13 protein-coding genes and 1 pseudogene are annotated in these 23,952 nt (G+C 35.2%); 9 read left to right on the top strand and 5 right to left on the bottom strand.

Annotation, left to right across the window (positions count from 1 at the left end; genetic code table 11):
* Positions 1-6: 6 nt before the first annotated feature.
* From ACIR310F_RS0109595 to lnt, 6 genes are all read left to right on the top strand, one after another.
* Positions 7-4,854 carry a non-ribosomal peptide synthetase gene (locus tag ACIR310F_RS0109595; protein WP_028083650.1) on the top strand — a complete coding sequence of 1,616 codons (4,848 nt, stop codon included), beginning with the start codon at positions 7-9 and terminating at the stop codon, positions 4,852-4,854.
* Positions 4,855-4,888: 34 nt separating this feature from the next.
* Positions 4,889-5,665, top strand: coding sequence for an SDR family NAD(P)-dependent oxidoreductase (locus tag ACIR310F_RS0109590; RefSeq protein ID WP_028083649.1), 777 nt, complete (start codon positions 4,889-4,891; stop codon positions 5,663-5,665).
* Positions 5,666-5,824: 159 nt separating this feature from the next.
* Positions 5,825-10,183 (top strand): SDR family NAD(P)-dependent oxidoreductase, encoded by a 4,359-nt coding sequence (locus ACIR310F_RS0109585; RefSeq protein ID WP_196803190.1) that lies wholly within the window; start codon positions 5,825-5,827, stop codon positions 10,181-10,183.
* Positions 10,184-10,255: 72 nt separating this feature from the next.
* Complete coding sequence (locus ACIR310F_RS22000) at positions 10,256-11,632, top strand: MFS transporter (protein ID WP_051289538.1); 1,377 nt, start codon at positions 10,256-10,258, stop codon at positions 11,630-11,632.
* Between the two features lie 85 nt (positions 11,633-11,717).
* Positions 11,718-16,217 (top strand): non-ribosomal peptide synthetase family protein, encoded by a 4,500-nt coding sequence (locus tag ACIR310F_RS0109575; RefSeq protein ID WP_028083647.1) that lies wholly within the window; start codon positions 11,718-11,720, stop codon positions 16,215-16,217.
* Complete coding sequence (gene lnt, locus ACIR310F_RS21995) at positions 16,214-17,881, top strand: apolipoprotein N-acyltransferase (protein ID WP_081677571.1); 1,668 nt, start codon at positions 16,214-16,216, stop codon at positions 17,879-17,881. The genes ACIR310F_RS0109575 and lnt overlap by 4 nt, the downstream gene beginning before the upstream one ends.
* A 35-nt stretch (positions 17,882-17,916) precedes the next feature.
* Here lnt and ACIR310F_RS0109565 read toward each other — a convergent pair whose 3' ends face one another.
* From ACIR310F_RS0109565 to ACIR310F_RS21990, 4 genes and pseudogenes are all read right to left on the bottom strand, one after another.
* On the bottom strand, positions 17,917-18,708 hold the full coding sequence (locus ACIR310F_RS0109565; protein ID WP_028083646.1) for a hypothetical protein: 792 nt from the start codon (positions 18,706-18,708) through the stop codon (positions 17,917-17,919).
* Between the two features lie 327 nt (positions 18,709-19,035).
* Positions 19,036-19,275, bottom strand: coding sequence for a 2Fe-2S iron-sulfur cluster-binding protein (locus ACIR310F_RS0109560; RefSeq protein ID WP_028083645.1), 240 nt, complete (start codon positions 19,273-19,275; stop codon positions 19,036-19,038).
* 116 nt (positions 19,276-19,391) lie between these two features.
* A complete protein-coding gene (locus tag ACIR310F_RS24245) occupies positions 19,392-19,496 on the bottom strand; it encodes a WD40 repeat domain-containing protein (RefSeq protein ID WP_071604813.1) in 105 nt (34 codons plus the stop codon).
* A 285-nt stretch (positions 19,497-19,781) separates the two neighbouring features.
* A pseudogene (locus ACIR310F_RS21990) lies at positions 19,782-20,624 on the bottom strand (P-loop NTPase fold protein); the annotation flags it as partial.
* Positions 20,625-21,130: 506 nt separating this feature from the next.
* Here ACIR310F_RS21990 and tatC point away from each other — a divergent pair.
* The 3 genes from tatC to pdhA all read left to right on the top strand — a co-directional run bounded on the left by tatC (position 21,131) and on the right by pdhA (position 23,241).
* Complete coding sequence (tatC, locus tag ACIR310F_RS0109550) at positions 21,131-21,925, top strand: twin-arginine translocase subunit TatC (RefSeq protein ID WP_028083644.1); 795 nt, start codon at positions 21,131-21,133, stop codon at positions 21,923-21,925.
* 6 nt (positions 21,926-21,931) lie between these two features.
* A complete protein-coding gene (locus ACIR310F_RS25465; RefSeq protein WP_155963730.1) occupies positions 21,932-22,075 on the top strand; it encodes a hypothetical protein in 144 nt (47 codons plus the stop codon).
* A gap of 128 nt (positions 22,076-22,203) precedes the next feature.
* A complete protein-coding gene (gene pdhA / locus ACIR310F_RS0109545) occupies positions 22,204-23,241 on the top strand; it encodes a pyruvate dehydrogenase (acetyl-transferring) E1 component subunit alpha (protein ID WP_028083643.1) in 1,038 nt (345 codons plus the stop codon).
* Positions 23,242-23,356: 115 nt separating this feature from the next.
* Here pdhA and ACIR310F_RS0109540 read toward each other — a convergent pair whose 3' ends face one another.
* Positions 23,357-23,734, bottom strand: a complete 378-nt coding sequence (locus ACIR310F_RS0109540; RefSeq protein ID WP_028083642.1) for a CAP domain-containing protein — start codon at positions 23,732-23,734, stop codon at positions 23,357-23,359.
* Positions 23,735-23,952 lie beyond the last annotated feature (218 nt).

Genomic DNA, 23,952 nt, shown 5'->3' with positions numbered 1-23,952 from the left:
AATACCATGAATACAATTAATTTCCTATCGCAGTTAAGAAGTTTAGATATCACAATTTCCCTAGAAGGAGAAGAACTGAAAATTAAAGCTCCTAAAGGAGTAATGACACCATCTTTAAAAGCGGAAATAGTGCAACGCAAACCGGAAATTATTGCTTTTTTTAAAGAGGTTAAAACCTCCACTCAAGATGTTTTTGTACCCATAGTGTCTGTAGATAGAACGGGTATGTTACCACTGTCTTATAACCAAAGCTCAATGTGGTTTATACATCAATTAGATCAAGATAATACTGCTTATAATGAATCTTTACAATTGAGAATTAAAGGTCAGCTAAAGATCACGGTTTTAGAACAAAGTATTCAAGAAATTATTCGTCGTCATGAAAGTTTAAGAACTGCTTTTCCTGCTATTGACGGTAATCCCTATCAAAAAATCAATTCTCATTTTACTTTTCACTTGCCAATTATAGATTTACAAACTTATTTAGAAACAGAAATATCATCTTACATTACCTGCGAAGTTCGTCAATCTTTTAACTTAGAAAACGGTAATTTATGGCGATTTAAACTATTGCGTATAGGTGCAGATGAGTACATTCTCCTAATTATTATCCACCACATCATTGTTGATGGTTGGTCAATGGGTATTTTCATTAAAGAATTATGTCATCTCTATCAGAGTTTTGCTAGTGGTTCTCCCATATCTTTGCCAGAATTAAATATACAATATGGCGACTTTGTGGTATGGCAACAGGAAAATATTACAGGAGAAATATTACAAAAACAACTAAAATATTGGCAACAACAATTAGCTGATAAACCACCGTTATTAGAATTACCAACAGATAAACCCCGTCCAGCTATTCAAAGTTTTGCTGGTGCAACTCATGAATTTAAAATTGATGGTGATTTGACTCAACAATTAAGGAATTTAAGCCAAAAATTAGGGGTAACTTCCTTTCATACTTTCCTGACAGCTTTTGTAGTTTTACTTTATCGTTATACTGGTCAGAATGATATTAGTGTGGGTTGTCCAGTTGCTAACCGCAAACAAGTAGCAGTAGAAACATTAATTGGTTTTTTTGTAAATACAATAGTTATCCGTAATCAAATTGAAAATAACTGCCAGTTTTCTGAATTAGTAGCACAAATACGACAAACAAGTTTAACCGCTAATGATCATCAAGATGTATCCTTTGAGCAGGTTGTAGAAGTATTAAATCCAGAACGTTCTCTCAGTTATAACCCAATTTTTCAGGTCATGTTTGCCTGGGAAAACCTATCTTTAGATACCATAGAGTTACCTGATTTAATCATCACTCCTCACATGGTGCAACGGGGAATATCTGCCTTTGATTTAGGTTTAGCTCTGTTTGAAACCAAGACAGAAATTATTGGTCAATGGGAATATAGTACGGATTTATTTACAGCAGATACAATGATCAGAATGACAGATCATTTACAGACTTTATTATCAGCTATTGTGAATAATCCCGATGAATATATTAACAAATTACCCTTGTTGACAGCAGCAGAAAAAGAGCAAATATTAATTACTTTTAATCAAACAGACAAAGATTACCCCAAAGATAAATGTATTCATCAATTATTTGAAGAACAAGTTAAACTTTATCCTGACAACATTGCACTGGTTTATGAAAATAAACAACTTACCTATCAACAGTTAAATTCTCAAGCTAATCAACTGGCACATTATTTACAAAATTTGGGTGTCAAACCAGAGGATTTAGTAGGGATTTGTTTAGAAAGATCATCTGAACTAATTATTAGTTTACTGGCAATTATTAAAGCTGGATCTGCATATCTTCCCCTTGATCCTCATTACCCCCTTGAACGTTTATCCTACATGATCGATCATTCTCAAGTTAAGGTAATACTAACTAAGGAGTACCTGACATCTTTAACAGTTGATAGTAGCACTAAAATTATTTATTTAGACCATTTAGAAAATACGGTCTCTGTTCAAAGTCAAGACAACCCAGTTAGTGAGGTAAAACCTGAGAATTTAGCTTATGTAATTTATACTTCCGGTTCAACTGGTAAACCCAAAGGAGTAGTAGTTGAACATAGGTCTTTAGTGAATTTCGTTCAGGCAGCAATTCAAGAATATGAAATTACCGATAATGATAAAATACTCCAGTTTGCATCCATTAATTTTGATGCTGCTTTAGAAGAAATATTTTCTGCATTAGCTTCCGGTGCAACCTTAGTATTACGCACCGCAGAAATGTTAAATTCCTTTTCCATATTTTTGCAAAAATGCTGTCAATGGCAAATCACGGGTTTATTTTTACCTACAGCTTACTGGCAACAATTAATATCAGAATTAGTAGCTACAGATATAATTTTGCCTGAAACCATCAGATTGATCAATATTGGTGGGGAAAGATTACTACCAGATAAATTAAAACTTTGGCAAAACTATTTACAAGAAAAATTATCTTCTTGGTCAAGGTTGCCAATTTTAATCAATACCTATGGACCCACAGAAGCCACAGTAGTTACAACTTTCTGTAATGTATCTCAAGTGGAAGATGAGCGCGAACAACAGTCTATAGGTCGAGTAATTCCTAACGCCAAAACATATATTTTAGATGCTAAATTACAACCTTTTCCTATTGGTATACCTGGAGAATTACATATTAGTGGTGCTGGTTTAGCTAGAGGATATTTGCATAATCCAGAATTAACATCGGCAAAATTTATTTCCCATTTCTTTGATGATTCTCCATCCGTTCGTTTATATAAAACTGGTGATTTAGTCCGCTATTTACCTGATGGTTATATAGAATTTTTGGGACGGGTAGATGATCAAGTAAAAATTCGTGGTTTTAGAATTGAGTTAGGAGAAATTGAAACAGTTCTTACTGCTCATTCACAAATTACAGCAGCAACAGTTGTAGTTCGAGAAGATAACCCAAATATTAAACAATTAGTTGCTTATATAGTTACTAATGAACCTTCACTAAATCGCTCTAATTTACAGAATTTTCTCAAACAAAAGTTACCAGATTACATGATCCCTGCTGTTTTTGTATTTCTAGATGCTTTACCTAAAACACCTAATGGTAAAATAGATCGTAAACAATTACCAATTCCATCAACAGTTAACGAATTAGAAACATTTATTGCCCCCCGCACTCCTACGGAAGCAGTTTTAACTAATATTTGGCAGGAGGTTTTAAGGTTAGAAAAAATCGGCATTGATGATAATTTCTTTGAGTTAGGTGGAGACTCAATTCTGAGTATCCAAATTATTGCCCGTGCCAATCAAAAAGGTATCCAAATTACTACAAAACAGCTATTTCAATATCAAACTATTGCCCAATTAGCTACCGTGGCCAGTCATACTAATGCTGTTGTAGCCGCACAAGGTTTAGTAATAGGAGAAGTTCCCCTAACACCGATTCAAAAATGGTTTTTTGCAGAAAATTGGTGTGAACCTCACTATTTTAATCAGGCAATGATGTTGCAAGTACCAGCAGAGATTCAGCCAGAATTATTAGTACAGGCCATTGGAAAGTTAATTATTCATCATGATGCCCTACGGACGCGCTTTATTAAAGTTGATTCCCAATGGCAACAAATAAATAGTAATATCAACAGTGATCATGATCAACATGATCAATTAGTGCCTTTTGAAGTAATTGATTTTTCTGATATACCAAGTACAGAACAGTCAGCAGCGATTGAATTTAAAGCTAATGAATTACAAGGAACATTAAATTTAGCAACAGGTCCAATGTTGCGAGTGGTGTTATTTAATTTAGGTCAAGAAAAATCTAGTCGTTTACTTTTAATTATTCAACATCTGGTAGTTGATGGTGTATCATGGAGAATATTATTAGATGATTTAGTAACAGCCTATTGTCAACTAGAACAAGGAAAATCTATCGAATTACCTGCCAAAACTACATCATTTCAAGATTGGGCAATTCGTCAACAAAACTATGGCAATTCCCCAGCAATCACACAGGAATTAAATTACTGGTTATCTCAAGTTCCAGCCCATATTCAACCTTTACCTTTAGATTTTTCTGTCGTGAAAGCCGCCCAAAAAGCCTTGAATACGGAAGAGAGTTCTGAAGAGATTTATGTGGCTTTAACAACAGAGGAAACTCGGATTTTACTTCAAGATGTACCTTCTGCTTATAATACACAAATTAATGATATTTTATTAACTGCTTTAGTGCAAACCTTTTCTCAATGGACTGGTGCTGATTCCCTACTGATTGACTTAGAAGGTCATGGACGGGAAGAACTATTTAATGATGTAGTTTTATCTCGCACTGTGGGTTGGTTTACTACTATTTATCCTGTATTTTTGCAGTTAGGGAAAACTTCTGATCTTGGGGAAAATTTAAAAACTATTAAAGAACAATTGCGAAAAATTCCTAATCGTGGTATTGGTTATGGTATCCTCCGTTATCTGTGCCAAAATATTGATATTTGTCAACAATTGGAAAAACTGCCCCAATCTGAGATATCTTTTAATTATCTCGGACAATTTGACCAAATTCAATCAGAACCAATTCTATTAGGATTTGCTTCAGAAAGTCCAGGGCGAATTTTTAGCCCTAAAGCAGCGCGTGGTCATATATTAGATGTAGTAGGCAAGGTGGTAGAAGGGAAACTAGAAATTTATTTTGTCTACAGTCAAAATCTTCATCAGAGAGAAACTATTACTCATCTCGCTAATGATTATATATCGAAGTTAAAAACATTAATTACACATTGTACTTCTTTAGAAAATGGTGGTTATACTCCTTCGGACTTTCCTGATGTAGATTTGAGTCAAGATGAACTTGATGATTTATTATCTACATTGGCATGAACAAGCAAGAATAATTTATTAATTAAGAAAACAAATGGAACATAATCTTTTTGATTTAACGGGTAAAGTTGCTATTATTACGGGTGCTGCTAGAGGAATTGGTAAAGTAATTGCTCAAGGATTAGCTGCTGTGGGTGTCAAAGTAGTAATTGCTGATATTAAACAAATAGAAGCCGAAGCAACAGCGAAAATTATTCAAGCAGCAGGAGGGGACGCTATAGCCTTAACAACTGATGTTACTAAACGTCAAGATTGCCAAAATTTAATTCAGCAAACTGTTAATTATTACAACCGTTTGGATATTTTAGTTTGCAATGCGGGAATTGATATTATCAAACCTTTCATTTCCTTAGCAGAAGAGGAATGGGATGCAATTATCAATGTTGATTTAAAGGGGTATTTTAATTGTTCTCAATTAGCAGCTAAACAAATGATGGCACAAGGTACAGGTGGATCAATTATTATGAATTCTTCCATAGCTGGTGTAATTGGTATCTCTGGTTGTGCTGCTTATACTGCGTCCAAAGGAGGTGTAAATCAGTTAGTGCGATCGCTTGCAGTAGAATGGGCAAATGATAGGATTCGTGTTAATGCTTTTGCCCCCGGATATATCAATAATATTATGGAAGGCACGGAAAAATTTCGTTTACCTCCAGAGCAAGATCAAGCACATTTAAAAATAAAAATTCCCATGCAGCGAAGAGGTGAACCAACAGAATTAGTTGGTCCGGTGATTTTTCTCGCTTCCGACGCTGCTACTTATGTCACAGGTGCAATTTTAATGGTAGATGGTGGTTACAGTGCCATTTAAATGCCTATAGCAGGTGACAGTTGACAGTTGACAGGTGACAGGTGACAGGGTTGAAAAGGTTTTAGTGTAAGGCTTTTTATTTTTCAGTATTTTTAATTATTGCCTAACTTACGCTGTGTTGTACTAGTAATCAAATCAGTTGTCAGGAGATTTTTAGCAATGTTTAACATCAATAATATTAACTCTATGAATCAGCCAATTAATAATCTAGAAATCAGCAAATATATCTCAGTTATTGAATCAGCTTTATTAAGAAATATCCTTATTGAAGACTGTGCTGTAGTCACCAAAAAAGGCGAAAATGGTCAATTTCAATTAATTGCTTACATCGTTTCTAGTGTACGCCTATCCCCAGAACAAATTAAATCCCAACTACAAAATAATTTACCGACATCTTTATTCCCAATATTACCAAAAATCTACGTTCCTGTTTCTAGTATTCCCTTAACAGCTACAGGGCAGATAGATGAAGTTGCTCTAATGAAATTAGCTGTGATTGATTCTCGCTTAATTGCTAATGTAGAAAAACAACTGGAGTCAATGGGAGAAATTGATCGTGTTGCCGTCATAGTTGAACCACAAATTAACAAAATTCCTGCCCTGCATTTAACAGATTTATTACCAGAAATTTCAGTTATTAACTCTGAAGATCATCAAACTCACGGACAAAAAACCTTATCCAGCAATAACAGAGAACATCAACAATTGCTAGAACCAAAAAAACTAGCTATTAGTCATGGAGAACCTCTAAACTATCCTCAAGACGCTCCCCAAACATTAGGAGAATTACTAGAAAAAACCGCTCAAAAATCAAATACTAATATTAGTAATAATATTATTTATATTCAATCTGATGGCTCACAAAAAATACAATCTTATCAAGACTTATGGCAACAAGCCCAAAGGATTTTAACTGGGTTGAGAAACTTAGGACTTAAACCCCAAGATAAAATAATTTTTCAATTGTCCCAAAACTTTGATATTATCCCAGCTTTTTGGGGATGCTTACTAGGAGGTTTTGTTCCCGTAATCATTCCCCCTCTCCAAAGCTATGAAGAAAAAAACCAAGCTGTAGATAAAATTTGTCATGTTTGGCAATTATTAGATAATCCATTTATTCTGACCAATGAATATTTACAAAAAAATCTCAATTCTCTCAGTCAATGGTTGCCAAATCCAGAATTAAATCCAGAGTTAAAGATTTGTGTAATCGAAGAATTACGAATTAATACCCCCGACTTAAATTATCATGCTAGTCAACCTGATGATATAGCCTTTTTTAACCTAACATCAGGTAGTACAGGAATGCCAAAATGTATAGGTCTAACCCATAAAAATCTCATATCTCGTGCTAGGGGAGTGAATATACTTTGTAATTTTAGCTCCTCAGATGTCATTCTTAATTGGCTACCTTTTGACCATATTGGTAGTATTTCTGATTGGCATATTCGCTGCATTGATATAGGATGTCAACTGGTTTATGTGCAAACAGAATATATTTTAAGTCGTCCTCTCAATTGGTTAGACTTAATTGATAAATTCCGTATTACTCATAGTTGGTCTCCTAATTTTGCCTATGGTCTGATTAATCATGCCCTCAAACAAGAACAAAGACAAAATTGGAATTTAGAATGTATTAAATTTTTCCTCACCGCAGGAGAAGCCGTATCTGATAAAGCAACAATGGAGTTTATTGAGCATCTGCACACTAAATATAAATTACCAAAAACAGCACTCCGTCCCGCTTTTGGTATGGCAGAAATGGGTTCAGGAATTACCTATTATCAGCCCACAATAGAACATCCTTTAACTTTTCACACCATAGATAAATCCTCGTTAAAAGGACAACTAAAACGATTAGAAATTGGTAATCATCAGGGTACAACTTTTACTGATCTTGGGACTGTAATTCCTGGTGTTTCTATCAGAATAGTAGACCGGGAAAACTCATTGTTATTAGAAGAAACTATTGGTAAATTGCAAGTACGAGGTGATGCAGTTTTTAAGGGGTATTATAAAAATTCCCCAGCAAATCAAGAAGCATTATTAGAATCTGGTTGGTTTGATACTGGTGATTTAGGATTTATTAGTCATGGACATTTAGTAATTACCGGCAGAGCTAAGGAAACTATTATTATTAATGGTGTCAATTATTATTGCCACGAAATCGAAACTGCTGTAGAGGAAGTTAAAGGAGTAGAAATTTCTTATACGGCTGCTTGTGCTGTACGATTAAATGATAACAATACCGATAGATTAGCAATATTCTTTCATACGGAAAAAGTTGATGATGCCTTATTTAATCTTCTGAAAGAGATTCGTACCCAGATAGTTAAACAAGTGGGAATTAATCCAGATTATCTGATTCCAGTCGCTAAAGAAATTATTCCTAAAACTGCCATTGGGAAGATTCAACGCTCTCAACTAAGTCAGCGTTTTCATAGTGGTGAATTTCAAAAAATTATTAAACAAGTTGATATCTTGTTTGGTAATTATCATACTATTCCCGATTGGTTTTATCGGCAAGTTTGGCAACAAAAATGCCCGATAATTAACCATGATACTCTGAACATAACCAATTCTACTTTAGTCTTTACTGATAATTCTGGATTAGGAGAATATATCTCTCATAGATTATCTGAATATAATCTGCCATACATAACTGTTTCATCTGGTGAAGATTTCCTAAAAATCAATAATTTATCCTATGAAATAGATCCCGAAAAAGCAGAACATTATCAGTTATTATTCAACTCTTTAGCAGATAATAAGATCATGCTTGGGCAAATTATCCACCTATGGACTTATGAAAAATATAGTGGGGAAGTTACGAGTTTAGATGCTATTAAACAAGCGCAAACACCAGGCATATATAGTTTGTTATTCCTAGTTCAAGCCTTAGCTAAAGTTCAGAGTTCTCAACATCAAGTTGACCATCAAATTAAGTTACTATTTGTTTCTAGTTACGTTCAGTCTATCTTATCAACTGACTTAATAGCTTATGAAAAGTCTCCAGTTTTGGGACTGCTAAAAACCATTCCTCAAGAACTACCCTGGTTAAATTGTCGTCACGTTGATTTAAATTTTGAGGAAGTTGAAAAAAATGTTGAAAAAAATGGTGATTATCTTCTTCAAGAACTACAAATATCTAGCAAAGAACGGGAAGTTGGCTATAGAAATGGGGGACGTTTTGTGACTCGCTTGCAAAAAGTAGAATTGCTCAATGAACCTAAACAGCCAATTCCTTTTCAGCGAGGTGGAACTTATTTATTGAGTGGAGGACTGGGAGGTATAGGAGTAGAAATTGCTAAATATTTGTTGAAGAATTACCAAGCTCGACTATTATTAATTGGTAGAACTGCCTTACCAGAAAAAAGTACCTGGGATTTGCATTTACAAAAAATAGATCCTATTTCCCAACGTCTACAAGCTTATCAGGAACTAGAGCAGCTTGGGGGAGAAATTACCTATGAAGCTGCTGATATTTGCGATTTAAAGCAGTTGCAGTCAATAGTGGCCAAATCTGAAGCAAATTGGGGTCAAAAATTGGATGGTATTATTCATTTAGCTGGGATATTTTATGAGCAATTATTATTAGAAGAAAGCCCAGAAAAATTATTAGCTATGTTAACTCCTAAGATGTTAGGAACTTGGACATTACACCAATTGATTAAAAATCATAGCCACAGCTTTTTTATCAATTTTTCTTCTTTACATGGCTTTTTTGGTAGCACTGCTGTAGGTGGTTATGCTGCGGCCAATAGTTTTATTGATCGTTTTTCCCAATATCAACAATTTCACAGTACATTAAATAGCTATTGTTTTGCTTGGAGTATGTGGAATGATACAGGTATGAGTCAGGGTTATGAGATTCAAAATCTCATGAATACCAAGGGGTTTTCTGCTATGTCTTGTTCTCAAGCCATAGCTTCTATGTTTGCCAGTTTGCACCATAATCAAACACAGTTATTTGTCGGTTTAGATGGTAATAGTCTTAATATTCGTCGTTGGTTAATGACATCTGAGAATTTACAAACATTAACCGCTTATTTTACTACTAATTCAACAGATATAAAATTACAGAACTGGCAAATAAATGACAGTTTTGGTACTAGTTGCAATTGTAAATTAGTACAACTTTTAGAAATGCCCCTGACTACAAATGGTGCAATTGACAAAGACAAATTAATACGGCAGTATATCCGTCAGGAAACAAGTGATTATATAGCACCCCGCAACGAAGTAGAACAGAAAATTACTCAAATTTGGCAACAAGTTTTAAACATCTCTCTTTTGAGTGTGGAGGACAACTTTTTTGAATTAGGAGGTAATTCTCTTTTAGCTGGCCAGGTAATTTCTCGGTTGCGTGATACTTTCGCTATTGAGTTATCTCTGCAAAGTTTATTTGCGTCTCCTACTGTAGCCACTTTAGCCCATAAACTTGATATACTGCATTGGGTAGTAACGTCTGCTGAAACTATTAATAGATCAGAAGAATACGAAGAAGTTTGTTTATAACTTCGACACAGTAATAAAAAATTCACCTGTTATTGTAATATAAAAATATTGCCAATTTATTACTTATACACCATGTTTACCACAGCAATAACCACAATCCGCGAAATGCGGCTGTTTTTAATTATCTGGTTAGGACAAGTCATCACCTTTATAGGTTCTAGTATTACCGCTTTTGCGTTGGATGTTTGGGTATATGAACGTACGGGTTCAGTCACACAATTTGCCTTAATCACCTTATTTAATACATTACCGTTTTTGTTAATTTCACCTATAGCTGGTACATTTATAGACCGCTGGGATAAGCGCTGGACAATGATTATTAGTGATATGTGCGGAAGTTTGGGAACATTAGCGATCGCTGCTTTATTTATCTCTGGTAAATTAGAAGTATGGCATATTTATTTAGCTAATACTTTCAGTTCTGCTTGTTTAGCCTTTCTACATCCTGCTTACATGACTACCAATAGCATGATAGTACCACAAAAACACCTGAATCGTGCTAATGGCATGATGAGTTCTTTACATGGTGCAGCCCGCATTATTGCACCACCTTTAGGGGGTTTATTATTAGGATGGATTCACTTACAAGGCATTATAGTTATTGATTTTATTACCTTATTTTTTGCTATTATTCCTTTAATGTTTTTGCGATTTCCAGAAATTAAACCCTCTACCGAATCAGTTGTACCAATTTCATTTTTAGAAGATATAACTTATGGTTGGAAATATTTAACAGAAAGACCTGGTTTATTAGGATTAATGTTTTTATCGGCTATATCCATATTTACCGTTGGTGGAATTCACGTCATTACCACCCCTTTAGTATTAACTTATGCTTCTGTTAATATATTAGGAACTATCCTTTCTATTTTTGGTTCTGGTATGCTTATCGGGGGTTTATTAGTTAGTATTTGCGGAAATTTCGAGCGCAATACAGATATTATTTGTCTGTCTACTTTTATTGGTGGCATACTTGTATTTATCTCTGGACTAACTCCCTCTTTGATTCTGTTTACCGTCTCGATTTGCCTATATTTTGTCATTTCCACCTTTGCTTCCAGTCCTATGCAAGCAATATTTCAAAGAAAAGTAAATATCAATGTTCAGGGTCGAGTATTTGCCATGAAAGATGCTATAGAATTTTCTCTTTACCCTTTAGGTTACATCATTGTTGGTCCTTTAGCAGAAAAAGTTTTTGAACCTTTAATGTCTGGTGACAATTTCTTAACTAATACCATTGGACAAATTATTGGTGTTGGTCCTGGTCGGGGAATGAGCCTTCTATTAATCCTATTAGGAATTCTCACCATGATCTCTACCTGCTTGGCTTATCTTTCTCCCCGGTTAAGATCAGTAGAAGAAGAATTACCAGATATAGATATAATTTTAGATACAAATCAAACAGTAACAACCTTTCCTGAAGCAGTTACTTCTGCATCTTCCCACTAACCTATTAGCGAGGGATTTATCCCTCTTGATCTTGATCTTGATTTTTAAAACTAACAACTCAATTCACTTTTAACTACAACATCTCATGACTAGCACAGAAAATTCTTTAACTAACCAGAAACGCGATTTACTCAAACTCCTCCTCAATAAAAAAGGTATTAATCTCCAAACAGAAATTATTCTCCCTCGTCCCAACTCTGAACCAGCACCTCTATCTTTTAGTCAAGAACAACTCTGGTTTTTATCCCAAATTCAGGATAATGCCACCTATAATATGCCTCTTGCATTACAAATTAGTGGTAGTTTAAATATATCAGTTTTAGAACAAGCAATTACAGAAATTGTTAGACGACATGAGATTTTGCGTACCAATTTCCAACAAATAGAAGGTAGGAATTTACAGGTAATTAGACCAGAAATTAATATTAGCTTGCAAGTGATTAACTTAGATCAAATTCCCGCTAAACAACAATTACAAAATGTCCAACAACTAATTAATCAAGAAATTGATAAAATTTTAAATTTAAGTGAAGATGATTTATTCCAATCTACACTTTATCAACTCAATAAAAATTCCTATGTGTTGCTTTTAAATATGCACCATATCATCTCTGATGGTTGGTCAACAGGAATTTTATTACAAGAATTATCTACACTTTATGCAGCTTATCTCGCAGGAAATGAATCACCATTACCAGATTTACAAATTCAATATGCTGACTATGCAATTTGGCAAAAACAAAAATTTACTTCAGAAATTAGAAAAAAACAACTAAATTACTGGCAACAACAATTAGCAGACATACCACCATTATTAGAACTACCAACAGATAAACCTCGTCCCCCAATTCAATCTTTTCGCGGAGGTATTTACGAATTTTCAATTAATAGCAATTTAAGCCAAAAAATTAGAACATTAACCCAACAGTCAGACGCTACATTATTTATGACCATGTTAGCGGCTTTTGTAATTCTACTCTATCGCTACAGTGGTCAAGATGATATTTTAATTGGTTCTCCTATGGCCGGTAGAAATCGTCAGGAAATACAATCATTAATTGGCTATTTTGTTAATACTGTAGTTTTGAGAACTAAACTCACTGAAAATCCCAACTTTAGGGAAGTTCTCAACCAAGTTCGTCAAGTAGCTACGAACGCTCATAATTATCAGGATATCCCTTATAATCAAGTAGTAGAAGCATTAAATCCACAACGCAACTTGAGTTATAATCCTGTATTTCAAATATTATTTGATCTTCAGCATTCACTCACAGACAAATTACAACTACCAGGACTGACTTTACAACCTTTTCTAGGAGAACATTCAACTTCAAAATTTGATTTATCTTTAATTATAGAAGATGGGGGTACACAATTAATTGGAGTTTGGGAGTATAGCAGTGATTTATTTACCCAGGAAACTATCACCCGAATTACAGAAAATTTCCAAACCTTGTTAAATGGAATCGTTAATAACCCAGAAATACCTATTAAACAATTACCTATAATTTCAGCATTTGAACAACAGCAAATTTTGGAAAATTGGAACAATACACAGCAAGATTATCCTGAATCTTTTTGTATTCATGAATTATTTGCCCAACAAGTTATAAAAACACCAGATGCTATAGCAGTTAAATTTGGTAATCAACAATTAACCTATACTCAATTAAACCAAAAAGCTAACCAATTAGCTAATTATTTACAAAATTGTGGTGTGACATCAGAAGTATTAGTAGGATTGTATTTAGAACGTTCTTTAGATATATTAATAGCCATTTTAGCAACTCTTAAAGCTGGTGGTGCATATCTACCTTTAGATCCTAAATATCCTCAAGCAAGATTAGCAGATATCTTAGATGATTCTCAAGTTTCTATCATTTTAACCCAAGAAAAATTATTAACCTCCCCTAGTTCCCCCTTACAAACAGGGGAAACTTCACTCAGCCCATATCAAGGGAAAATTATCTTATTAGATACAGATTTAACAATCATTTCTCAGCAAAATATAGAAACACCAATTAGTGCAATCAAACCAGAAAATTTAGCTTATGTAATTTATACTTCTGGTTCAACTGGTAAACCCAAAGGAGTAATGATTACCCATCAAAATATAGTTAATCATGCTACTAGTATCATTGACAAATATCAAATTAATAGTCATGATCGGGTTTTACAATTTACCAGATTTATATTTGATGTTGCCGCAGAAGAAATTTTTCCCGCCTGGTTAAGTGGTGCAACTTTGATCATGCGTCCTCAGGAAATGTTTACAAATTTAATAGAGTTTAGCGAATTTTTAGGACAAGAAAGTTTAACAGTCGTCAATTTACCTGCACCTTATTGGCAAGAATGGGTATTGGAAATAGATAGAAAAGTAAGTCAAATTCCTGATAGTTTACGTTTAGTTATCACAGGTAGCGATCAAGTTTTACCGGAAAAATTAGCTTTATGGCAAAAATTAGTAGCAGAAAAAGGACAAAACATTCAGTGGATAAATGCTTATGGACTAACTGAAACTACTATCACCAGTACAGTTTATCAACTTCCAGTAAATTATCAATTAAATACCACCCATTCTGTACCTATTGGTCGTCCTATTGCTAACACAGAAATATATATTCTTGATCAAAATTTACAACCTGTTCCTATCGGTATACCTGGAGAATTACATATTGGTGGCGCTGGTTTAGCTAGAGGATATTTAAACCGCAAACAGTTAACCAACGAGAAATTTATATCCAATCCCATTCCCAGTTCCAAATCATCAAGATTATACAAAACTGGAGATTTAACTAGATATTTACCAGATGGAAATATTGAATTTTTAGGTCGCATTGATTATCAAGTTAAAATTCGTGGTTTTAGAATTGAATTAGGAGAAATTGAAGCAGTTTTAGCACAACATCCTTTAGTTAAATCATCAGCAGTAATTGTCAGAGAAATTCAACCGGGAAATAAGGAATTAGTCGCTTATGTTGTCACCGAAGACCATAGCAATATTCAGCAGGATTTACGTTCTTTCTTGAAGCATAACTTACCAGATTATATGCTTCCCGCGTTCTTTGTCAGATTAGCAGAATTACCCTTAACTCCTACAGGAAAAATCAATCGTCGGGCTTTATCTGCATTAGTCTTAGAATTAAATCATGAAACTGATTATATATTACCTCGTCATCCCCTTGAGCAGAAATTAGCAGAAATTTGGTGTCAAGTTTTAGGGTTAGAAAAAGTTAGCGTCGAGGAAAACTTTTTTAACTTAGGTGGACATTCTTTAGCAACCATCCAAATTATATCTAGAATTAGACAAACCCTAGAAATAGATTTACCATTACAATATTTATTTACAGAACCAACAATAGCAGGTTTAACAAAAGTTATTAATCAGTTATTACAAACCGTAGATAATATCACTCATACTGACGATTTTTATGGTGATGCTATTTTAGATAGTAGCATTAAACCACAAAATCTACCTCAACAATTTACTAATCAGTTACAACATATTCTCTTAACTGGTGCAACTGGTTTTTTAGGTGTTCATCTATTACATGAACTTTTAGAAAAAACCTCAGCTAATATTCATTGTTTAGTCCGCGCTGAGAATGTTTTTGAAGCTAGGAATAAGTTGAAAAATAAGCTATCATTTTATCAGCTATGGAATGAACAGCATAGTCAAAGAATTATACCTATCATTGGAAATTTAGAGAAAAAGCTCCTGGGATTGTCTGAAAAAGAATTTCAAGATTTAGCTAGTCAAATTGATATTATTTATCATAATGGTGCTTCTGTAAATTTGATTTATCCCTATTCAGTTTTAAAACCTACTAATGTACTGGGTACTCAAGAGATTTTACGTTTAGCAAGTCAAATTAAAATTAAACCTGTACATTTTGTTTCTACTACTTCCGTCTTCTGTCCAGAAAATTATCCTGAAAATGAAGTCTTACTAGAATCAGATCCTTTAGACTATTATCAAGGATTATTAAGTGGATATTCTCAAAGTAAATGGGTAGCAGAAAAGTTAGTAATGCAGGCAAGAGAACGGGGTTTACCTGTTACAATATATAGAGCAGCTAGAATTATCGGTCATAGCCAAATTGGTATTTGCAATACTGAAGATTTATTTTCCAGAATCATTACAACTTGTATGCAATTGGGAGCAACACCTAACATTGACTGGGAAGATAATTTAACACCAGTTGATTATGTCAGTCAAGCAATTGTATATTTATCTTTTCAAAAAGAGTCTTTAGGAAAAGCTTTTCACTTGCTAAACCCGCAGATTATATCTATGAATCACTTATTTAATTTAATTCGTAAACTAGGTTATCAATTACCACAGATTAGTTATGATGAATGGTACTCCCAATTAATTAATCTGATGCAAAAATCAGCAGATAAAAAATTAGAAATCATGTCTGCATTTTTTCCACCAACTTCACAGCAAAAAATCCCCGAACCAAAATTCGATTATCAAAATACAGTTAAGGGATTATTTGGTGCTAATATTAATTGTCCGCCCATAAATGAAAAGTTACTCAGCCAATATTTTAAAAATGACAATTTCATTTACAGCAAATGATCAAACTTAGACCGTTAAAATTTACTAATAATATCACATATTATACCTTGTCTCTTCTCAGTGGCATATTCATGGGAACAACCGTCGCCCCTATTGGTGCATGGTTCTTAGCCTGGGTATCCCTAACCCCCTTGTGGATGCTAGTAGTTAAATTTACACCAAAGGCAGATAAAAATTATCCATCTCCCCCTGTTCTTGGCTTCATCTGGGGCATCGGTTATCACGGTGTCGCATTGTCATGGATTACAGGTATTCATCCCATGGACTGGCTGGGTGTCCCTTGGCTACCGAGCTTAACTATTACCCTGTTTTGTTGGGCATTTATCAGCCTCTGGGGGGGAATTTTCGTCTCTATTTGGGCGGCTTTAATGGTGCGTCTAGACAGGGGAAACCCTTATTTGCGTGTCCTCATTGGCACAACCATTTGGTGTAGCTTAGAAAGCCTCTGGAGTACCGGACCCCTATGGTGGAGTTCTCTAGCTTACACTCAATCAGCATACAATCTCGTAATTCTCCATTTAGGACAACTTTCAGGACCCAATACTGTCACTGCGGTAATTGTCGCTTTTAATGGCTTTGTTGCTGAATATCTCACGCAAAGGCGCAAAAGCGCAAAAGCAGAAAGAACACCTCATCCAAAAACCTCTGTGTCCTCTGTGCCTCTGTGGTTCGTTAATTCTTACTTAATCCTAGCCACCACACTATTAATTACCTCCCATTTTATGGGCTTTATTCTCTATAACAACCCCCTGAATTTTACCCCAAATACAGCTTTAAAAATTGGTATTATTCAAGGTAATATTCCTAATAAAATTAAGGTTCTTCCTCAAGGTTTGCGTCAGGCTATGACAGCTTACACTCAAGGATATTTAAATTTAACTAATCAAGGTGTCCAAGCTGTTCTTACTCCAGAAGCTTCTATACCTATTTTTGCCCGTAATTTACCTCAAACTCCTCTGTTAGCTGCTATTCGAGAACGGGGTGTTATAGCTTGGATAGGCGCTTTTGGGGAAAGAGGAACTAGCTATACAAATAGTTTATTTACTGTCCTTGGTAATGGAGAAATTACCAGCCGTTACGATAAATCTAAACTTGTACCATTGGGAGAATATATTCCTTTTGAAAATATTTTAGGAGGAATTATTCAACGTTTATCACCACTAGAAGCACATCAAGTTCCGGGTCAAGTTAATCAAATTTTTGATACTCCTTTTGGTAAGGTGATTATTGGTATTTGTTATGAATCAGCTTTTGCGGAAAATTTCCGTTATCAAGCTTCTAGGGGTGGGAAATTTATCCTCAGTTCTGCTAATGATGCTCATTATACGCCAGCAATGGCAAATCAACACCATGCCCAGGATATCATGCGAGCAATTGAAACTGATAGATGGGCTGTAAGGGCAACAAATACCGGCTATTCCGCATTTATTAATCCTCATGGTCAAACTTTATGGAAATCAGGATACAATACCTACGAAACCCACGCAGAAACTATTTATCCTCGTCAAACTCAAACTTTATATGTACGCTGCGGTGATTGGTTAACTCCTTTTATTTTGGTTATAAGTGCTTTATTCTGGTCTTTGGTGAATAAAACTATGAATTTACCTCACGTAAAGGCGCAAAGGCGCAAAGAGTCAGAATTTGATCAGGGTAATTTTTGATTTTGGCCTCTATCTGCGTTTAAGATCATTTTTATTTAATCACGGGAACGTTTAATTAGTGCCACCACAAGGCAAATAATCGGCAAAAATATGCCTAAATTCCGCACTAAATCAATGTTACTATGTCTAACGGCGATCGCTATTAATGTCCAGAATGTCACATAAACATAAATAATATCATCGCACGTAATTATGATTAAAGTCGCAATTGTTGCAGCTACCACAAGCATGATCACAGCCCATACTTGATGATTAAGTCCCCAACCATTCCAACCATAAAAATATAGTACACAAGCCACATTCACCATAGTTGCAACACTAGTCCAACTCAGATAAATACTCACAGGAATATGTAAAAATAACTTTTTTCTCCCAGATATTCGTTTTCTGCCAATACGCAAAAGATGATAAATAACCATTAGTGGTGCTAAAGTACCGAACATGGCCACCACAGACAAGATAAAAAATCTAGATAGAAATAAATACAACCAAATACTTTGAAAAATACAAGTAATAACTAATAAATATCCTGTCTTTCGTAAGTCTTCATCTTTTCTTTTGTAGGGGAGAAATTGATAAATTGCTAAAGTGAATAATCCTAAATAAATTAGTCCCCATATCCCAAAAGCATAGTTAGCAGGGATAATCAGTACACCTTTGTAAAATTTTTCATAAACCGCATCTAAGGAAAGTCCATAGGGTGGAAAAATGTTTAATGCTATATTCACTAAAAAAGAACCAACAACAGCTAATAAAGTTATCAGTTGTCGGATCAAATCTTGGTGATTTTGGTAATTTTTGTAATTGTCAGGGGTAGATTGCCGCATATTCTATAATAGAGTTTAAACATCACTTTCTGTTCGGTTTAATGACATTATCATAGTTAAACACTAATTTTTATTTATCCAACTATCTCAGGGTAGTTGACAAAATTTATAAAATCAGAATTGCATAATTAAATACCTCTCGTCAAGGTTGTAAGGACAATTCATGAATTGTCCCTACAACGGTTTCTAGGGACGCATATTTACAGGAGTTGGCGATATTATGAGTTACACATATAATAAAAATCTTGTAGTGCAGGCATCCTGACCGCCAAAAGCGTACCTCAGCCTAATGTTAATACGCTATAATTTTTACTAAATTTCTAATAATCACCAACTTGGATCACTAAAAAGATGTATGGTTAATTTCTCTCTTCTGGGTGGAACTGCGGTAATACAAGCCCGGACAATTTCCCCATCATCCAATTCTACCGTACAAGCATGACAAGTACCCATCAGACAACCCGTGGGAATTGACACCTCAGCCCGTTCTGCTACATCTAATAAAGGTTCTCCCACTTGAGCATTAACAGTAACATCATCTGGTAAAAAAGTAATTTCCATAGTCATTTCTCAGTTTTGAGTTGTTATTATTGTTAATAATTATTATTGCTTTGATCTAATTATTCTCACACCAATTATGATAACTTTGATCACCATCAGCATCACCTCTATTCAGATTCGGATTATAATTTTATTGTTTTATCTGTACTTGCAGAGGCGATAATTTGACCATCAGGGCTGAAACTAGCACTATTGACTACAGAACTATGACCTAGTAAAGTTTTCAGTAACTCACCGTTACGATTCCACAGTTTAATTGTGTTGTCTTGACCAGATTCCTGTTGTTATAAATGACGAATTAGGTGTACTAAGTAATCGTGAATTAATTGATATTGCTTGGGAGAATTATGAAAGATAACAACCAATCCTGAATTAACCAAAATACTCAAAATTAGATCCAAATTACTGGGGTCTTCTAATTCTGACAATTCTGCTTTTAATTCTGCATGGGTTTTAAAGGGTCTTTTGTGATTTTCGTCGGTTAATAAATATAAAACTAGTAGAGCAGACCGTGGTAATATTTTTGGTGCTAGTCCCCCTCCTAAACGATATTGTAGTTGGGCGCTATCGTTGGAAAATGTTAGTGCTAAAGGTATAGTATAAACTATATGGCAATTCAGTTTTCGTAATTGGTCTCCTCGATCAATAAATAAGTATTCCGGTAGCGATCGCCCAGAAGGTAATGGACGGATGGCCACTCTATCTAAGTTATCAACAATGACTACTAATCCTTTTTTACCCCTAGCTTTTAGTTCTAAATTGGCTCGATCTAGTAGTTCTGTGTTAATTGATTGGAGGATATTTTCTGTCCGTGGTTCTAGATAGTCTCTTAACCGTCTGCGTAAGTGTGGACTTTCTTTGGTTTTGGCGGTAATTTTACCAATACCTACGGATAATTCGGCTTCTACTCCTAATTCTATCGGTGTTTGCAAAAAATCCACCACCTCACTAAACAATTTAGTAAAGTACGTAGGTTGGACACGGAGTTTTATTGCTTCCATGCTTTTACTGACCAAACCAGCGATCGCTAAAAGAACATCTGTAACATCTATATCCACCATCTCTAAAACATGGGTGGACTCAAAATAGACAACATGAAAATCTTGCGCTTCTAACTCTGCTTTGAGCCTTAACAGTTCCGTTGATTTCCCACAACCCAAATGTCCGGTAAATAGTTGACAAGTTGGTGTATTGGGAGAAATTCTAGTAATAGTCCGCAGCAAAGCCTCAATGATCTTACCCCCACGCACTGAAGCAAAATCAATATAATAATAGCTCCGGTCGTCTAAATTCTCAATCATCAAAGGCCGAGAAGGATTACAAGCTTGATAAAATCTTTCTAAATTAAGAAGCATAAAAATCCGGTTTACACTGTAATGGTCATGACACCACCTGTCATTCTGATGAGTAAAACCCGGATAAAAAAAAGTTTTTTTTACAATAAACAAATATGAATATTATGCGTCAACATATAAAATACTGTAAAAAATATACTCTTTGATTTCTCTTGTCTTGATGGTTTGTATGTATATAAGCACTAAATACCTATCTAAAATAAGCTATACAGCCATTTAATTAATTAGGGCATGAGATTTTATCTGCAATTAATACTGATTAATTCGGTAGTATTAATTTAGCAATCTGCTCAACAGCATTTGCCATAATTAATACTTTAATTTGATAAAGTTAAAAATGGGAAAATAAAAATAAATATGCAAATAATACCAAAAATTAATAAAATCAGTAGAATAATTTTCCTGAGTTAACGACAACTTCAAGAGTTTTTGAGCCTATTTATAATAAGAGTGTCAAAATAGTTAACGAATATTGCCTCACAAATGTTTCCTTTGATTTCTTACTCATGACCTCTTCACAAGACGTAGATACTATAAATTCCCCGGACCTCAACCCAGAAGGATCGAGAGAACCAGCTATTAACCCCTTAGATGAGTTACCGGGGGAAGTAGAAATGTCAATTTTTGACCACTTAGAGGAGTTGAGACAAAGAATTTTCTATTCCCTGATAGTTGTGGTAGTCGGTATTGTTGGTTGTTTTATCGGAGTCAAACCCCTGGTACAATTACTAGAAGTTCCTGCTCACGGCGTTAAATTTCTGCAATTAGCACCGGGAGAATTTTTCTTTGTCTCCATGAAAGTTGCCGCTTATGGTGGTTTAATCTTAACTACACCCTTTATTCTCTATCAAATCATCCAATTTGTGCTGCCTGGACTGACAGTGCGGGAACGTCGTTTAGTCATTCCTGTAGTGCTAGGGTCAAGCCTGCTATTTCTAGGGGGATTGATATTTGCGTATATTGCTCTCATACCTGCTGCTTTGCAATTCTTCATTAACTATGGTGCTGATGTTGTGGAGCAACTTTGGTCAATTGACAAGTATTTTGAATTTGTGCTGTTATTATTATTCACTACAGGACTAGCGTTCCAAGTTCCAGTTATTCAATTATTGCTGGCTTCCTTGGGAATTGTTTCTTCACAAATCATGTTAAAAGGCTGGCGTTATGTAATTATGGTATCAGTGGTTTTAGGAGCGATTTTAACACCTTCTACAGATCCTTTAACCCAAAGTCTTTTAGCAGGTGCAGTTTTAGGGCTATACTTTGGTGGTATTGGACTAGTCAAACTCACGGGGAAATAATTCAAGTTGACAGTTGCTACGCCACGGGGACAGGGGACAGGTGCTACGCCACGGGGACAGGTGATAGTTGACAGGTGTTTTTTAAGTAGTAACTTAGGTTATAAAATCACGTTAATTGTTAATCGCTATGCAGAAAGCCAGTTATCCTGATTGTTACCCTATAAAATAGGTTTTGATTAATTAATTAATTTAATTTTGTCAACGCTGGCTAATTTATCGCTAACGTAATCAAAGACAAACTTAACTTGTTTGTTTTACAATAGGAATACTTCACAAGCATGATTCAAGAGCGCGTATTACCCACATTTAATAACGCCACAGTCCAAATCACCAAGGAAGAAGGATTGGGCTTATACGAAGATATGACATTAGGGCGTTTATTTGAAGATAAATGTGCCGAAATGTATTATAGAGGAAAAATGTTTGGTTTTGTCCACCTATACAATGGACAAGAGGCAGTTTGTAGTGGCATCATCAAAGGAGCAATGCGTCCTGGTGAAGATTTCGTTTCCAGTACCTACCGTGACCACGTTCACGCTTTAAGTGCTGGAGTGCCCGCACGAGAAGTTATGGCGGAATTATTTGGTAAAGCCACAGGTTGCAGTAAAGGGCGCGGTGGTTCTATGCATATGTTTTCTGCTGAACACCGATTATTAGGTGGTTATGCTTTCGTAGCCGAAGGTATTCCCGTGGCTGCTGGTGCGGCTTTCCAATCTAAATATCGTCGGGAAGTTCTGGGAGATAAAAATGCAGACCAAGTAACCGCTTGCTTCTTTGGTGATGGTGCTGCTAACAACGGTCAATTTTTTGAAACATTGAATATGGCGGCTTTATGGAAACTGCCAATTCTGTTTGTGGTAGAAAATAATAAGTGGGCGATTGGTATGGCTCACGAACGCGCCACTTCCCAACCAGAGATTTACAAAAAAGCCAGTGTGTTTAACATGGTGGGTGTGGAAGTAGACGGAATGGATGTTTTAGCAGTGCGACAAGTGGCTCAAGAAGCCGTAGCCCGCGCTCGTGCTGGAGAAGGTCCAACTTTAATTGAAGCCATGACCTATCGCTTCCGTGGTCACTCTCTGGCTGACCCAGACGAACTCCGCAGCAAGGAAGAAAAAGAATTTTGGTTTGCTCGTGACCCCATTAAAAAGTTAGCTGCTTATTTGCTAGAGCATGATTTAGCCACAGAAGCAGAACTCAAAGATGTGGAAAAGAAAATTCAAGCTGTGATTGACGAAGCAGTTAAATTTGCTGAAAGTAGTCCTGAACCAGATCCTAGCGAGTTATATCGCTTCATTTTTGCCGAAGACGTTTAAATTGAGAACTGGGGACTGGGGACTGGGGAAAATATCCAATACCCTATGCCCTATGCCCCAGATACAGTTGACGAATTCCCTGGCGCGGATTTCTTACCAAGATTCTCAAAAATAGCTATGCACCAAAGTTTTGTGTCCAATAGAATGTATTTCCGTAAGCATATGCAATCCCAACATCACGAAACTTAGGATTGAGAATATTTTTACGATGACCTGCACTATTCATCCAAGATTGCATTACCTCTTGAGCAGAGGTTTGACCATATGCAATATTCTCTCCAGCCCACCGATAATTATAGCCATATCGCGTCATCCGATCTACCATTGATGAACCATCAGAACCAGTGTGGTTTAGATAGTTATGCCTAGCCATATCGTTGGAATGGGCTTGAGCAGCCGCTATCAATTGTGAGTTAAGTCTAAGGAGTGATAATCCTGCTCTGAATCTTTCGTTATTAAGAAGATCAAAAACTCTTTGAATTTCAACATCCATTTCACTTTGTCTCCATATACAATTTGTTCTATTGTGATTCTCTCATTTCTTGCTTTCTGAATAATGAATTATAATGAATTTTTTAATCATCTTGAATTTTCTTTTTCTTTCGGCATCTTTAGGAAACTTTACTTTCTCACATCACCCTCCTTTTAATGCAGGGCGTTTTCATTTTCTAAATTCTAGCAGAAGAAAGAGCGAAACTTTTACTATTATTC

Origin of the sequence: Dolichospermum circinale AWQC310F (assembly GCF_000426925.1) — a bacterium.
GTDB lineage: Bacteria > Cyanobacteriota > Cyanobacteriia > Cyanobacteriales > Nostocaceae > Dolichospermum > Dolichospermum circinale.
Note: the sequence above shows the minus strand (reverse complement) of the source record. Positions and strands in the feature narration are given on the sequence as shown.

Bases quoted from the DNA above. Each gene is read 5' to 3' on its own strand.
- ACIR310F_RS22000 (WP_051289538.1), top strand. From the start codon at position 10,256: ATGTTTACCACAGCAATAACCACAATCCGCGAAATGCGGCTGTTTTTA.
- ACIR310F_RS0109575 (WP_028083647.1), top strand. From the start codon at position 11,718: ATGACTAGCACAGAAAATTCTTTAACTAACCAGAAACGCGATTTACTC.
- tatC (WP_028083644.1), top strand. From the start codon at position 21,131: ATGACCTCTTCACAAGACGTAGATACTATAAATTCCCCGGACCTCAAC.
- ACIR310F_RS0109560 (WP_028083645.1), bottom strand. From the start codon at position 19,275: ATGACTATGGAAATTACTTTTTTACCAGATGATGTTACTGTTAATGCT.
- ACIR310F_RS0109565 (WP_028083646.1), bottom strand. From the start codon at position 18,708: ATGCGGCAATCTACCCCTGACAATTACAAAAATTACCAAAATCACCAA.
- ACIR310F_RS0109585 (WP_196803190.1), top strand. From the start codon at position 5,825: ATGTTTAACATCAATAATATTAACTCTATGAATCAGCCAATTAATAAT.
- ACIR310F_RS0109540 (WP_028083642.1), bottom strand. From the start codon at position 23,734: ATGGATGTTGAAATTCAAAGAGTTTTTGATCTTCTTAATAACGAAAGA.
- lnt (WP_081677571.1), top strand. From the start codon at position 16,214: ATGATCAAACTTAGACCGTTAAAATTTACTAATAATATCACATATTAT.
- ACIR310F_RS0109590 (WP_028083649.1), top strand. From the start codon at position 4,889: ATGGAACATAATCTTTTTGATTTAACGGGTAAAGTTGCTATTATTACG.
- pdhA (WP_028083643.1), top strand. From the start codon at position 22,204: ATGATTCAAGAGCGCGTATTACCCACATTTAATAACGCCACAGTCCAA.
- ACIR310F_RS0109595 (WP_028083650.1), top strand. From the start codon at position 7: ATGAATACAATTAATTTCCTATCGCAGTTAAGAAGTTTAGATATCACA.